Source organism: Pseudomonas sp. RIT-To-2 (assembly GCF_029623465.1).
Lineage (GTDB): Bacteria > Pseudomonadota > Gammaproteobacteria > Pseudomonadales > Pseudomonadaceae > Aquipseudomonas > Aquipseudomonas silvicola.
Window position 1 is genome coordinate 1 of the sequence record NZ_JAPYKM010000005.1, and the last position, 13870, is coordinate 13870.

The window sequence follows — 13870 nt, forward strand, 5'->3', positions numbered from 1 at the left end:
TACCGCCGTGGATGCCATTCAGGCCGGCGCCGCCGATTACCTGGTAAAACCCTGCAGCCCTGACCAATTGCGCCTGGCCACGGCCAAACAGCTGGAGGTACGCCAGCTTTCAGCGCGCCTGGAAGCGCTGGAAGGCGAAGTACGCAAGCCCAAGGACGGCCTGGACTCTCACAGCCCGGCCATGATGGTGGTGCTGGAAACCGCACGCCAGGTGGCGAGCACCGACGCCAACATTCTTATCCTGGGCGAGTCGGGTACCGGTAAAGGCGAGCTGGCCCGTGCCATTCACGGTTGGAGCAAACGCTCCAAGAAAGCCTGCGTGACCATCAACTGCCCTTCGCTGACCGCCGAACTGATGGAAAGTGAACTGTTCGGCCACAGCCGTGGAGCGTTCACCGGCGCCAGCGAAAGCACCCTGGGGCGGGTCAACCAGGCAGACGGCGGCACACTGTTCCTCGATGAGATCGGCGATTTCCCCCTGACACTGCAACCCAAGCTGCTGCGCTTCATTCAGGACAAGGAATACGAGCGGGTCGGTGACCCGGTTACCCGTCGAGCGGACGTGCGCATCCTGGCGGCCACCAACCTCAACCTGGAAGACATGGTGCGCGAGGGTCGCTTCCGCGAAGACCTGCTGTACCGCCTCAATGTCATCACCTTGCACCTGCCGCCCCTGCGCGAGCGCAGCGAGGACATCCTGATTCTGGCCGACCGCTTCCTGGCCCGCTTCGTCAAGGAATACGCGCGCCCCGCCCGGGCCTTCAGCGAGGAAGCCCGCGCTGCGCTGCTGAATTACCGCTGGCCCGGCAATATCCGCGAATTGCGCAACGTGGTGGAACGCGCCAGCATCATCTGCGCCCAGGAGCGGGTAGAGGTGAGCCACCTGGGCATGGCCGAGCAACCCGTCAACAATGCCCCACGCATTGGCGCTGCGTTGAGCCTGGACGAACTGGAAAAAGCCCACATCGGCGCCGTGCTGGCCACCAGCGATACGCTGGACCAGGCGGCCAAGACCTTGGGCATCGACGCGTCCACGCTGTACCGCAAACGCAAACAGTACAACCTGTGAGGTTGCCGATGAAGTTGCGGACCCGGCTGTTTCTCAGCTTCTCGGCGCTGATCACCGTGGCCCTGCTGGGGCTGGCGCTGGGGTTGGTCAGCGTGATGCAACTGGTCAAGACGCAGGAAGGCACCATCCATCACAACTTTGTCTCCCTGGACCTGGGGCTCAAGTTGCGCCAGAACCTGGGCGACCAATTGGTGATGCTGCTCAACGACCATCCGGACAAGGCGGCGCTGGATGAAGCCCAGCAGGAGTTCCAGGACCTGATCAGCCAGGGCCTCGCTCATGAGCAGGGCCACGATGACCCGCCTGGCTTTGCCCAGACGGCCAGTGACTATCAGAAATTCCTGGCGGTTTACCGAGGCAGTCCGTCACTGGGCAATATCAGCGACAACCCGCCCTTGAGCAACGCCTTCAACGTGCTGCGAAACGGCCTGATCGACGCCCATAAAAAGGCGCTGGACAATATCAACGCTGCCCAGGAAACCACCCACCAGCGCGCTGTGCTGGTATCTGCGCTGTTGGGCCTGGTGGGGCTGGCGGTGCTGCTGATCGGCTTTTTCACCGCCCACAGTATCGCCCGACGCTTTGGCGAACCCATCGAGGCGCTGGCCACCGCCGCCGACAACATCAGTCAGGGCAATTTCGAGGTGCAATTGCCGCAATCCAGCGCCGCCGAGCTCACCCAGCTGACCCAGCGTTTCGGCACCATGGCCGAGGTACTGCGCAAGCACCAGGAGACCAACGTGGACGAACTGCTGGCCGGCCAGCAGCGTTTGCAGGCGGTGCTCGACAGTATCGACGACGGGTTGCTGATGATCGACCGCCAGGGCCGCCTGGAACACCTCAACCCCGTGGCCCAGCGGCAATTGGGCTGGGAGGACGACCGGGTAGGCATGGGCCTGGGCGAGGCGTTGCAGCGCCCCGAGCTGGACGAGCAGCTGGCCTTGATCCTGCGTGGCGGCAGCCTGGAGCGGGCGCTGGAAGACCTGAGCTTCGACCTCGACGGCGAAACCCGGCTGCTGGCCTACAGCCTGACACCCGTGACCCACACTGAAGGCCACATTCTGGGTGCGGTGATGGTGCTGCACGATGTCACCGAGCAACGGGCATTCGAACGGGTGCGCAGCGAGTTCGTGCTACGCGCTTCCCATGAACTGCGCACCCCGGTCACCGGCATGCACATGGCCTTCGGGTTGCTGCAGGAACGGGTGCACTTCGCCCCGGACTCGCGCGAAGCCGACCTGTTCGACACGGTGAAGGAAGAAATGCAGCGGTTGATGCAACTGATCAACGATCTGCTGAATTTTTCCCGCTATCAGAATGGCCTGCAAAAGCTCACCCTGGCCCCTTGCGCCATCGACGACCTGTTGTACCGGGCACGTGAACGCTTTGACGAGCAGGCTCACCAGAACGATATTCAGGTGGTCATCGAACAACAGGATGCCCTGCCGCGCCTGCACGCCGACCAGGCGCAGCTGGACCGCGTGCTCGACAACCTGCTGGACAACGCGCTGCGCCACACACCGCACAACGGTCGCATCCGCCTGCAAGCCCGGCGCCACGCCGAGCGGGTCATCATCAGCGTTGAAGACAATGGTGAAGGCATTGCCTACGGCCAGCAGGGGCGGATTTTCGAGCCTTTCGTGCAGGTGGGCCGCAAGAAAGGTGGTGCCGGTCTGGGGTTGGCGTTGTGCAAGGAAATCGTGCAGCTGCACGGCGGGCGCATGGGCGTGTACTCACGGCCGGGGCAGGGTACCCAGTTCTATATGACCTTGCCGCTGTGAACTGAACCGGGCCTTCGCTTTGCTCAGGCCTCGTCATCGAGGCGGCGGCCTACAAGGCGCCGCCCGCGCGTCACCAATTCACTGAACTGCCGAGCATTGAGCGGGTGAGCGAACAGCCAGCCCTGCCCGTAGTTCACCCCTTCGCTGCTGAGCAGCAACGCCTGGGCCTCGAACTCGATGCCCTCGGCAATCACCCGCAATTGCAGGGCATGGGCCATTCGGATGATATGGGGGGCCACGCCGCTGCTGGCGGCGTCATGGCCCAACGCGTCGATGAAGGCCTTGTCGATCTTCAGGCAGTCCACGGGCAATGTCTGCAGGTACGCCAGGCTGCAATAACCGGTGCCGAAATCATCGATCAGCACCTGGTGGCCCACATCACGCAGGGCCTGCAGGTTGTCCCGGGCGACAACCACATCGATCAAACCGCGTTCGGTGACTTCGAAGGCAATCTGGTTCGCCGCTACCCTGTACTGGTCCAGAAGCCGCGCGACCACGCGGCCAATGCGTGGCACCATGACGTCGCAGGCCGCCAGGTTCACGGAAATGTACAAGTGGGGGTTGGCACGAAGGAGCTGACCCAGCTGCTCCAACAGTTGCTGCAGGACAAAATCCGTGATTTCGCGAATCTGGCCGGTATTTTCAGCCATGGGAATGAACAGGTCCGGGCTGGTCAGGGTGCCATCCGGGCGGCGCCACCGCACCAGCGCCTCCGCACCCACGCATCGTCGGCTGTTGAGGTCGAAGATGGGTTGGTACAACACCTTCAGTTCGCCGCGGCGCAGCGCACCCTGAAGCTCGGCGCTCATGGACCGGCGCTCGCGCACCTGCTGCAACACGATCCAGCCCACGCACCAGGACAGCAGCAGGCTGGCGGGGAACAGCGCCCACAGCGCCTGGTTCATCTTCGGCAGCACGCTGGTACGCGGCGAGATCAATACCAGCTGGTAATCCGGGGACTTGGTGAACATGCGGTAGATCAGCGAGTCATGGGTAACCACCAGCGGCTGCTGCGCGGGCGGTGGCCAATCGGCGCTGGGCGGCCAGGCCTGCACCGGGCCCAGCACGGGGACCGCACGGGTGCCCTTGTCCAGCACCACCAGCAGGCTGCCGCCCGGGGCCAGGTCCACCACGTCGGTCAGGTGGCCGCGGGAAGTGGACACTGTGAACGGGCCACGGGCCAGGCGCAGGGCAGCCAGGTTGTCGTCCGGCTGGGTGCTGGTGTTCAGCCAGTAACTGTAGGTAGGGCCCTTGATGTCGGGGGCCCGCAGCGCATCGGCATTCTGCTCGCTGGGGCGGCTGGAACAGTGTTCCTGACCATCGCTGTAAGCGGCGTCGTAGACGAAGCGGTTATCGAAACCAACCTGCTGCAACACGGCGAGCATCTGCGGGCTGCAGCCCCGCACACTCTGCTCATCGAGGTCATCGACGCTTTCGCGCAACTGGCCGAATATCTGCTCCAGGCGGTCGAGAAAACGTTCGCCACGGGCATTCATCTGCTCGATTTCGGTTTGCTGAACCTGGTGCATGATCAGCCCCAGGCTGGCGCTGAGCAGCAATGCCGCGCACGCCAACGCAGCTACTGTCGCCAATAGCCAGGGACGATACAAAGCGCTGCGAAAACGCACGAAGGCGGGGGACATGGGCACAGATCCAGTTGCTTACCAAGAGGTATAGCAACTGGCAGGGATTTAGCCTGCCCGTTGGGCAGAGGCGCTTAGCGCTGGCTGTTCAGCGCTTGAAGGATGGCGGCGGTTTCAGCATCGGGCTGGCCATCGAAACGCGCCGGCCGAAAGTGCATCTGGAAGGCCGCGATCACATGACGGGTGGTGACATCCAACTCGCCGGTCTGCTCGACGGAGTAACCCAGGCGCGCAAGTTCCTGCTGGTACCAGGTCATGCTCGGCGGGTTGACCTCGAAACGCGGCTTGTTGCGTGCCACGGTCGCCGCATCGGGCCAGATGCCCAGCCCTTCGTCTGCCAGGCGCTTCCACGGGAACAGCGGGCCCGGGTCCTGTTTGCGCAGAGGGGCGATGTCACTGTGGCCGATGATGTGACGGGGCTCGATGTTGTACCGCTTGACAATGTCCTTGAGCAGGGCCTCGACGGCCTTGATCTGCGCTTCGGTATACGGGTACCACAAACGGCCATTGGGGGAGTCGGTGAACCCCGGGTTGACGATCTCGATGCCGATGGAGCTTGAGTTGAGCCAGGTTCGGCCGTCCCACTCACTCTCGCCGGCGTGCCAGGCCCGCTGGCTTTCATCGACCAACTGGTAGACCTTCGGTGGGTTCAGGCCCACCAGGTAGTGAGCGCTGACCTGACCATGGGTCAGCAATGCCAGCGAACGTTCGTCCGAGGCTGAGGTGTAATGCAGCACCACGAACTGGATTCGGCTGTCATGGTTGACCGAAGGATGACTGCGGTCGATGCTCAGACCGGTGGAGCAGCCCGCCAACGCGAGCAACAGCAGGGCACAGCCGAGGAGTTTCATAGATTGGAAGGCAACTTGGTGGGCAGTAATGCAATAGTATAACACACACCATCCTGATCCCTGAGTGCGCTGACGGGACGGACCACCACGCCGGCCCCTGCTCTCATGCGCTGATGACGCGGTTGCGGCCGGCGTCCTTGGCGCGATACAGGGCGTCGTCGGCGCGCTTGAGGACCAGCTCACTGCGCTCGCTACCGCGGAAAGCCGCCAGGCCGATGGAAATGGTGATAGTCACGCGCTGCCCCTTGAAGTGAAACGGGCAGGCCTCGACCGCCGCACGCAGGGTCTCAACCAACCGCACGGCTTCGGCCATCGGCGTGGCGGGAATGAGCAATACGAACTCCTCCCCACCAAACCGCGCCAGAAAATCCACGGGGCGCAGGCGTTTGCGCAGCTCGTTGGCGATGATCTTCAGCACCTTGTCGCCTGCCAGGTGCCCATAACTGTCATTGATGGACTTGAAATGGTCCAGGTCGAGCATCGCCAGCAGCAACTCACTGCCATCGCCTTCGCGCTGGACGACCGCCTGTTCCAGGCGCTCTGACCACGCAGCGCGGTTGGCCAGGCCGGTGAGCGGGTCGATCAAGGCCTTTTGCCGCTGCTCCTCGAGGTGCTCGCGATATTCCAGTGCTTCGCCTTCCATGCTCGCCACCCGTTCGGCAAGGCTCTGCAGGCGCGTGGCGATTTCCTGCTCGCGCTGGTCGCGCTGCTGCTGGTGCGAATCAATGGTGCCGATCAGGCCTTCCAGGCGCTGCTCCAGGATCTGCTTGAGGCTGGCTACGTCGGTGGCGCCTTGCACGCTGCTCTGCAGGCCGCCCACCTGTTCGCGCAACTGGCTGTCCAGGTCGCGGGCTGCCGAGGCGCTGTCGGCATGGCCTTCGCTGGCGGCTTGCAGGTGGCTCTGGAAGGTGTCGAGGCGCTCGTTGAGCTGTTTGAGGTACAGCTCGAAATCATGCTGGCCACTGTCATTGATAGCCAGCATCAGGGTAGCCAGGTCGTCCAGGATCGGTAGCAACTCGTACCAGTTCAGGCCGTGTTCGAGCCGGTCGCGCATGGCCTCTGCCTGAGGGCGGTGGCGCTCGGGCAATGTCAGGTCGTTGAGCAGGCCCAGCAGGGTGTCTTCGATATGGGCCGCAACCGAACTGTAGGACGGCTCGGGTGAGGGCGGCAAGGCATAGAGCAACGCTTCCCCGGGCTCTTCAGGGTCGATGGCGGCAATGGCTTCGGCCATGACCAAGGGTAGCGGCAGGCTGTCGATGAACACCGGCAGGGCGGTAGCAGGCGCTTGGGCAGGCTCGGCTGGCAGAACCGGTGGCTGAAAGGGCTGGATCTGTACAGGTTCCGGGTGCGCCGGGCTCGCCGCCACCGGTGCCAGTGCTGGTGCTGGTGCTGCCTCTGGCTGCGGCTCAGGTTCAGGGGCCCGCTCGGGCACCGCTGGCGGAACAAGCTCGACCGTGGCGGACGGCTCGGCCACGGCAGCGGGGGCCAGAGCAACTACCGGCTCTGCCAGGGCAGGTGCCTGTTCGGAGGCTGCCACAGGCGCCAGCGCTGGGGCGGGGGACGTGTGGGCTGGATGCTCCGGCTCTGCCGGCTCGGCTTCCGCCTCCCGGCCACCGAACAGGCGTTGCAGCAGGCCGGGGCGCTGGGCTTCGGCCTGCGGCTCCAGGCCAGCCAGGGCCTGTTCCTGCAGGCCACTCAGCTCACTGAGCAGCAGCGGAATCTCGCGCGCCTGGCCGGCGCGGTCTTCCAGCTGCTTGGCATATTTTTTCAGCGGCTTGCTGACATCACGGGCTAGCGGCAATTTCTGCAACTGGTCGACCAGCGCGGTCAGCGCCGTGCTGATCTGGGCCACGCGTGTCTCGCGGCGCTGTTCGGAATCGAGCACCGCCTTTTCCAGACGCGGGATCAAGGCGGCAAGGCCGGCGTCCATGTCGTCGGTGCGCACCACCTCGCGCATCTCCTTCATGCAGGCGTCCACGGCCTTGTCCGTGCCTTCGGCCGCCAGGGTGCTGCGCACCAGGCCGCGGCGCAGCAAGTCCAACCGCGCATTCCAGCGGCGCTCCAGTTTTTCCTGCTGTTCAATACTCTTGAGGTACTTTTCTTTCCAGCGCTGGGCGTCGTCGGTCATGCCAGGGGTCTGCGAGGTGAGGGGCTGAGGGCCGGCAACGAGTCGGCCACAAGGGAATCGGGCAAGCGGATCTCTACCGCCACGGGCAAGTGGTCGGAAATCGGCAGGTCCAGTACCTGAACGCGTTCGAGGGTCAGGCCTGGGCTGAGCAGAATATGATCAAGGCAGCGCTGTGGCCGCCAGCTGGGAAACGTCGCTTCGGCCTGGGGCGCCAGCAGGCCCAGGTCGCGCAACGGCGAGTTCAACAGCAGGTCATTGGCATGGGTGTTCATGTCACCCATGAGGATCTGATGGCGGTAGCCGCCAATCAGCTCGCGAATATAGGCCAGTTGCCGGGCACGGGCGCGGGTGCCCAGTGCCAGGTGCATCATCACCACCACCAGCGCCTCGGGCCCTTCGCCAAAACGCGCGAGAATAGCCCCGCGGCCAGCAGGTCCGGGCAGGGGGTGGTCTTCCAGGCTCCAGGGGCGCAAGCGGCTGAGGATGCCGTTGCTGTGCTGGGCCAGGCGGCCAAGGTTGCGGTTGAGTTGCTGGTACCAGTAAGGGAACCCGCCCAGTTGGGCCAGGTGTTCCACCTGGTTGACGTAGCCGGAGCGGTGGCTGCCACCGTCCACTTCCTGCAGGGCCACGAGGTCGAAGTCGGCCAACAGCTTGCCGATCTTCTGCAGGTTGCCGGCCCGGCCCGTGTGCGGCAGCAAGTGCTGCCAGCTACGGGTCAGGTAATGGTGGTAGCGCCCGGTGCTGATGCCTACCTGGATATTGAAACTGAGCAGCCGCAGCCGGCCATCCTCGGGGAGGCCGCTGGTCTGCAGGTGATGCTCGTTGACCTGCGGGTCTCGCAGGCCAACGACACGTTCGGTTCTCCAGCGGCGCACGGGGTCACCTGAGGTTAGTTGGCAGCACTCTTGCCGGCTGCGCGTTCTTTGGCAATCAGTGCATCGGCCACTTTCAGCGTTTCTTCAGGGCCGCCAGCGGTGCCGAGGTCAAAACGGTACTTGCCGTTGACGATCATGGTCGGTACGCCCTGCACGCCGTAGGCGATGGCCAGGTCCTTGTACTGCTTGACCTTGCCCTGCACGGCGAAGGAATTGTAGGTCTCGAGGAACTTGTCCTTGTCTACGCCCTGGGTGGCCACGAAGTCAGCCATGTCTTTCGGGTCGGTCAGACGCTTGCCCTGCTTCTGGATGGCATCGAACACGGCCGAGTGAACCTTGTGCTCCACGCCCATCATGTCCAGGGTGATGAACAGCTGGCCATGCAGGTCCCACGGGCCGCCGAACATGGCAGGCACGCGCACGAAGTGCACGTCGGCTGGCAACTTCTCGATCCATGGGTTGATGGTAGGCTCAAAGGCGTAGCAGTGAGGGCAGCCATACCAGAACATTTCGACGACTTCGATCTTGCCAGGCTGGGAAACCGGTACCGGATTGTCCAGTACGACGTACTGCTTACCCGCTTCCAGCGGGGCGTCAGCGGCCTGGGCGGTGATGCCGAACAGCGTGGCAGCGACCAGAGCGGCGCCGAGGATCAGATTACGCATGCTTTACTCCTGAGCAAAAGGGGATCGCCTTGCGACGACGCGCGTTGAGACACGCCGCCACAGGGTTCAGTTCGCTAGTGTAACGGCAGACTTCATGAAAAAGGGCGACCAACGTCGCCCATTTCATTTGTTTCATTTCAAGACGCGACAACGGTGTCAGTGCAAACCCTGCACATAGGAGGCGATGGCCTCGATGTCCTTGTTGCTGAGCTTGGCGGCGATGCTGCGCATGACCATGGTGTCGCCGTCGTTGGTGCGGTTGCCCTCGCGAAAATCCGTGAGCTGCTTGGTCACGTATTGAGCATGCTGGCCGCTCAAGTGAGGAAAGCCGGCCATGGCGTTGCCGGCGCCGTTGGGGGAATGGCAACCGGTACAGGCTGGCATCCCGGCGTCCAGCTTGCCACCGCGAAACAGGGCTTCGCCCCTGGCCACCACTTTATCGTCGGCGGCGCCTACACTTCCGTGCTGGCTGTTGAAGTAGGCGGCGAGATCAGCCAGGTCCTGGTCATTGAGGTTGGTCAGCAGGCCGGTCATTTCCGGCACCTGCCGTGCACCGGACTTGATGTCGTGCAATTGCTTGTTCAGGTAGCGCTCGCCCTGGCCCGCCAGCTTCGGGAAAATGGGCGCCATGCTGTTGCCGTCCGGGCCGTGGCAGGCCCCACAGACCGCTGCCTTGGCCTGCCCCGCGGCCGGATCACCCGCCGCCTGGGCCGCGCCTGTGATTCCTACTGTCAACAGCAGACTCACTATTATTCTTCTCATCAGCTAATCCAACTACGGCTAAGGGTGATAGATCTGTGCCGCAGGCCTGGGCCGCTCATCCAGGCGGATGACGGCTTTGTAGTCTTCAGCACTGCTGTCCGTGCACAATCCACGCGGCGGCATAGCCTTGAAACCCTGAGTTATATAAGTGACGCTAGCACCATGCAGGCATTTCGTCCTGGCGCTTGTTCCTGAGCCAGCACAAAACGCACACTGAATCTACGGCATTATATACTACCGACGTTGCCTCAACGGAAACGAACCGCATGCCAGGGCCCTTGCCCGGCGTCGCCCACACCGGAAATCACATGCAAGTCAAAAACCCCATCCTCGGTCTGTGCCAACAGGCTACCTTCTCGCTCAGCGCCGCCAAGGTCGACCAGTGCCCCGACGATGAGGGCTTTGAAGTAGCCTTCGCCGGCCGCTCCAACGCCGGCAAGTCCAGCGCCCTGAACACCCTGACCCACGCCAGCCTGGCGCGCACATCCAAGACCCCGGGGCGTACGCAGCTGTTGAACTTCTTCCAGCTGGACGAAGAGCGCCGCCTGGTGGACTTGCCCGGTTACGGGTATGCCAAGGTGCCGATTCCGCTCAAGCAGCACTGGCAGCGCCACCTGGAGGCGTACCTGGGCAGCCGCGAGAGCCTCAAGGGGCTGATCCTGATGATGGACATTCGCCACCCCATGACCGACTTCGACCAGTTGATGCTGGACTGGTCGGTGGCCAGCCACATGCCGATGCACATCCTGCTGACCAAGGCCGACAAACTTACCTACGGGGCGGCGAAGAACACGCTGCTCAAGGTGCAGTCGGAAATTCGCAAGGGCTGGGGCGAGTCGGTGACCATCCAGCTGTTCTCGGCGCCCAAGCGCCTGGGCCTCGAGGAGGCCTACGCCGTGTTGGCGCGCTGGATGGAATTGCCGGACAAAGTAGAAGCGTGAGGCAATCTTGCAGGACCGAGCGAAGCTCGGTCTCGCAAGGGCACGGCGTAAGGGCCGGTGCCGAATTTCGGGCAAAAAAAACCCCGGACTTCGTATGGGGAGGGGGAAGTTCGGGGTTCAAGTTCCGAACCGCTAGGGCGGGGTCCGGATATCTGCCAACACTTAACACAACATAGGAGCATCGAACGGCTTCACCAGCCATTCAGGTACTCTGAGTCGTGGTTGACGGGTTTAGTTCCCCCGCCCTTGAAACTAATTCTGCTAACCAGGCGCGGCTTAGTCGTTATGCTGCCGTAAACGTGCCTTTGACGCGGCGCAAGGCCGCGTCACGGGTAGCGCGCATTTGCAGGTATCAGTGCGCCTCGTCCCAGTTGTTGCCTACCCCCACTTCCACCAGCAACGGCACGTCCAGTTCAGCTGCGCCGCTCATGTGCGGGCGGATCTGCTGGCTGACCTGCTCCACCAGGCCCTCACGCACTTCCAGGACCAGTTCATCGTGTACCTGCAGAATGACGCGGGCATCGATGCCCGATTCGCTCAGCCAGCTGTCCACTGCCACCATGGCGCGCTTGATGATATCGGCAGCGGTACCCTGCATGGGCGCGTTGATCGCGGTGCGCTCGGCGCCTTTGCGCAAGGCCGGGTTCTTGGCGTTGATGTCGGCCAGGTACAGACGACGACCGAACAGCGTTTCCACATAGCCCTGTTCGGCCGCCTGGGTGCGGGTGCGCTCCATGTAGGCAAGCACACCGGGGTAGCGAGCGAAGTAGCGGTCGATGTATTCCTTGGCCTGCTTGTTGTCGACACCAATCTGCTTGGCCAGGCCGAAAGCACTCATGCCATAGATCAGGCCGAAGTTGATCGCCTTGGCGCTGCGGCGCTGGTCGATGGTGACCTGATCAAGCTCCACGCCAAATACCTCGGCAGCCGTGGCACGGTGCACGTCGAGGTTGTTCTGGAAAGCGTGCAGCAGCCCTTCATCCTTGGCCAAGTGGGCCATGATGCGCAGTTCGATCTGCGAATAGTCCGCGGCCAGCAGCTTGTACCCGTTGGGCGCGACGAACGCCTGGCGAATGCGTCGGCCTTCAGCGGTGCGAATCGGGATGTTCTGCAGGTTCGGGTCGCTGGACGACAGGCGCCCGGTGGCTGCCACCGCCTGGTGGTAGGAGGTGTGGATCCGGCCAGTGCGCGGGTTGATCTGTTCAGGCAGGCGATCGGTGTAGGTACTTTTCAGCTTGCTCAGGGAGCGGTACTGCATCAGCACCTTGGGCAGCGGGAAGTCCTGGTCGGCCAGCTCCGCCAGCACAGCTTCGGCGGTAGAGGCCTGGCCCTTGGCAGTCTTGTTGAGTATAGGCATGCCCAGCTTGTCGTAGAGAATCACGCCAAGCTGCTTGGGCGAGCCAAGGTTGAATTCCTCGCCGGCGATTTCGTAAGCCTGGCGTTCCAACTCGGCCAGCTTGTTACCCAATTCGACGCTCTGCACGCCCAGCAGGTCCGCGTCGACCAGCGCGCCTTGGCGCTCGATCTTGGCCAGCACCGGCACCAGCGGCATTTCAATATCGTCCACTACGCTGATCAGGCTTGGCGCGGCAGCCAATTTGGCCTGGAACAGCTGGTGCAGGCGCAGGGTGACATCGGCATCTTCAGCCGCGTAGGGGCCGGCCTGCTCCAGTGGGATCTGGTCGAAGGTGAGCTGCTTGGCGCCCTTGCCTGCGATCTGTTCGAAGGTAATGGTGCTATGGCCCAGGTATTTGGCCGACAGGCTGTCCATGTCATGACGGGTGGCGGTGGAGTCCAGCACGTAGGATTCGAGCATGGTATCGAACTTCACGCCGCGCACCGTGATGCCCTGGGCCGGGTCGCCGCCGATGGCGCAGTTGGCCAGGATGTTGATGTCGTACTTGGCGTTCTGCCCCACCTTCAGCTTGGCCGGGTCTTCCAGCAGCGGTTTGAGGGCCAGCAACACGGTATCGCGGTCCAGTTGCGCGGGCGCGCCCATGTAGGAATGGGTCAGCGGCAAGTAGGCCGCTTCGTGGGGCTCCACGGCGAACGAGAGGCCCACCAGTTGCGCTTTCTGTGCGTCCAGGCCGGTAGTCTCGGTGTCGAAGGCAAACAGCTCGGCCTTGGCCAGCTTCGCTAGCCAGTGGTCGAATCGTGCCTGGTCGAGGATGGTTTCGTAGCGGGTTTCGACCGCCGCCACCGGCGCGGCGTCGGGCACCACTTCCTGGCCGGCGCGCTTGGCGTCACGCTGGACTTCGTCGATCCAGCTCTTGAATTCCAGTTCAGTGTACAACTCGATCAGCGCTTCGCGGTCCGGCTCGCCGCACACCAGCGCTTCGACTTCCACGTCCAATGGCACGTCGATCTTGATGGTTGCCAACTGGTAGGACAGAAAGGCCATGTCCTTGTGCTCTTCGAGCTTGGCGGGCAGGTTCTTGGCCCCACGGATAGGCAGGGCCGGGACCTTGTCGAGGTTCTCGTACAACTCCTTCAGGCCGCCGCCGATACCCACCAGCAGGCCCACGGCGGTTTTTTCACCCACACCGGGAACGCCGGGGATGTTATCGACTTTGTCGCCCATCAGCGCCAGGTAGTCGATGATGTGCTCCGGCCCCACGCCGAACTTTTCCTTCACACCTTCGATGTCCATGACGCTGCCGGTCATGGTGTTCACCAAGGTCACGTGGCCATCGACCAGTTGGGCCATGTCCTTGTCACCGGTGGAAATGATCACCGGGCGGTCGGCCGCGGCGCTGCTGCGGGCCAAGGTGCCGATGACATCGTCGGCCTCGACGTTGTCCACGCACAGCAGCGGGTAACCCAGGGCACGCACGCTGGCGTGCAGCGGCTCTACCTGCACGCGCAGGTCGTCGGGCATGCTGGGGCGGTTGGCCTTGTAGTCAGCGAACATTTCGTCGCGGAACGTGCCGCCCTTGGCATCGAAAACAACGGCGAACGGGCTGTCCGGGTATTGGCGGCGCAGGCTTTTGAGCATGTTCAACACGCCCTTCACCGCGCCGGTCGGCATCCCCCGCGAAGTAGTCAGCGGCGGCAGCGCATGGAACGCCCGGTACAGGTAGGAAGAACCGTCCACCAGGACGAGAGGAGCTTTGCTCATGAGCAGAATCAACCTTTTCGGCGGGTCCGGCGCTAGA

General features: G+C 63.2%; 10 protein-coding genes and 1 pseudogene. 3 read left to right on the forward strand and 8 right to left on the reverse strand.

The window, feature by feature from the left end; translation table 11 throughout:
* The coding region (locus QBK88_RS05940; protein ID WP_277961326.1) for a sigma-54-dependent transcriptional regulator at window positions 1–1069 on the forward strand (1069 nt) is incomplete at its 5' end.
* Complete coding sequence (locus QBK88_RS05945; RefSeq protein ID WP_277961327.1) at window positions 1066–2850, forward strand: KinB sensor domain-containing domain; 1785 nt, start codon at window positions 1066–1068, stop codon at window positions 2848–2850. The genes QBK88_RS05940 and QBK88_RS05945, both read left to right, overlap by 4 nt.
* 23 nt (window positions 2851–2873) lie before the next feature.
* On the opposite strand, the gene QBK88_RS05950 is transcribed toward QBK88_RS05945, so the two are convergent.
* The 7 genes and pseudogenes from QBK88_RS05950 to QBK88_RS30840 form a co-directional block, all read right to left on the reverse strand.
* The gene (locus tag QBK88_RS05950) at window positions 2874–4493 is read right to left on the reverse strand and encodes an EAL domain-containing protein (protein ID WP_268146608.1); all 1620 of its coding nucleotides are present in this window, start codon (window positions 4491–4493) and stop codon (window positions 2874–2876) included.
* A 74-nt stretch (window positions 4494–4567) separates the two neighbouring features.
* A complete protein-coding gene (locus tag QBK88_RS05955) occupies window positions 4568–5344 on the reverse strand; it encodes an N-acetylmuramoyl-L-alanine amidase (protein WP_277961328.1) in 777 nt (258 codons plus the stop codon).
* A 103-nt stretch (window positions 5345–5447) separates the two neighbouring features.
* Window positions 5448–7472, reverse strand: coding sequence for a GGDEF domain-containing protein (locus tag QBK88_RS05960; protein ID WP_277961329.1), 2025 nt, complete (start codon window positions 7470–7472; stop codon window positions 5448–5450).
* Window positions 7469–8347 carry an endonuclease/exonuclease/phosphatase family protein gene (locus QBK88_RS05965; RefSeq protein ID WP_277961330.1) on the reverse strand — a complete coding sequence of 293 codons (879 nt, stop codon included), beginning with the start codon at window positions 8345–8347 and terminating at the stop codon, window positions 7469–7471. The genes QBK88_RS05960 and QBK88_RS05965 overlap by 4 nt, the downstream gene beginning before the upstream one ends.
* Window positions 8348–8361: 14 nt before the next feature.
* Window positions 8362–9012, reverse strand: a complete 651-nt coding sequence (locus QBK88_RS05970) for a thiol:disulfide interchange protein DsbA/DsbL (RefSeq protein ID WP_277961331.1) — start codon at window positions 9010–9012, stop codon at window positions 8362–8364.
* A 156-nt stretch (window positions 9013–9168) separates the two neighbouring features.
* The gene (locus tag QBK88_RS05975; RefSeq protein ID WP_277961332.1) at window positions 9169–9774 is read right to left on the reverse strand and encodes a c-type cytochrome; all 606 of its coding nucleotides are present in this window, start codon (window positions 9772–9774) and stop codon (window positions 9169–9171) included.
* Between the two features lie 18 nt (window positions 9775–9792).
* A pseudogene (locus QBK88_RS30840) lies at window positions 9793–9927 on the reverse strand (hypothetical protein); the annotation flags it as partial.
* Between the two features lie 155 nt (window positions 9928–10082).
* On the opposite strand from QBK88_RS30840, the gene yihA reads away from it, so the two are divergent.
* Complete coding sequence (yihA, locus tag QBK88_RS05980; RefSeq protein ID WP_277961333.1) at window positions 10083–10715, forward strand: ribosome biogenesis GTP-binding protein YihA/YsxC; 633 nt, start codon at window positions 10083–10085, stop codon at window positions 10713–10715.
* Window positions 10716–11067: 352 nt separating this feature from the next.
* On the opposite strand, the gene polA is transcribed toward yihA, so the two are convergent.
* A complete protein-coding gene (gene polA, locus QBK88_RS05985; RefSeq protein WP_277961334.1) occupies window positions 11068–13833 on the reverse strand; it encodes a DNA polymerase I in 2766 nt (921 codons plus the stop codon).
* Between the last annotated feature and the right edge of the window lie 37 nt (window positions 13834–13870).

What these genes read in the sequence shown, in the direction of transcription:
- QBK88_RS05975 (WP_277961332.1), bottom strand. Translation starts at nt 9,774, where the DNA reads ATGAGAAGAATAATAGTGAGTCTGCTGTTGACAGTAGGAATCACAGGC.
- yihA (WP_277961333.1), top strand. Translation starts at nt 10,083, where the DNA reads ATGCAAGTCAAAAACCCCATCCTCGGTCTGTGCCAACAGGCTACCTTC.
- QBK88_RS05950 (WP_268146608.1), bottom strand. Translation starts at nt 4,493, where the DNA reads ATGTCCCCCGCCTTCGTGCGTTTTCGCAGCGCTTTGTATCGTCCCTGG.
- polA (WP_277961334.1), bottom strand. Translation starts at nt 13,833, where the DNA reads ATGAGCAAAGCTCCTCTCGTCCTGGTGGACGGTTCTTCCTACCTGTAC.
- QBK88_RS05955 (WP_277961328.1), bottom strand. Translation starts at nt 5,344, where the DNA reads ATGAAACTCCTCGGCTGTGCCCTGCTGTTGCTCGCGTTGGCGGGCTGC.
- QBK88_RS05970 (WP_277961331.1), bottom strand. Translation starts at nt 9,012, where the DNA reads ATGCGTAATCTGATCCTCGGCGCCGCTCTGGTCGCTGCCACGCTGTTC.
- QBK88_RS05960 (WP_277961329.1), bottom strand. Translation starts at nt 7,472, where the DNA reads ATGACCGACGACGCCCAGCGCTGGAAAGAAAAGTACCTCAAGAGTATT.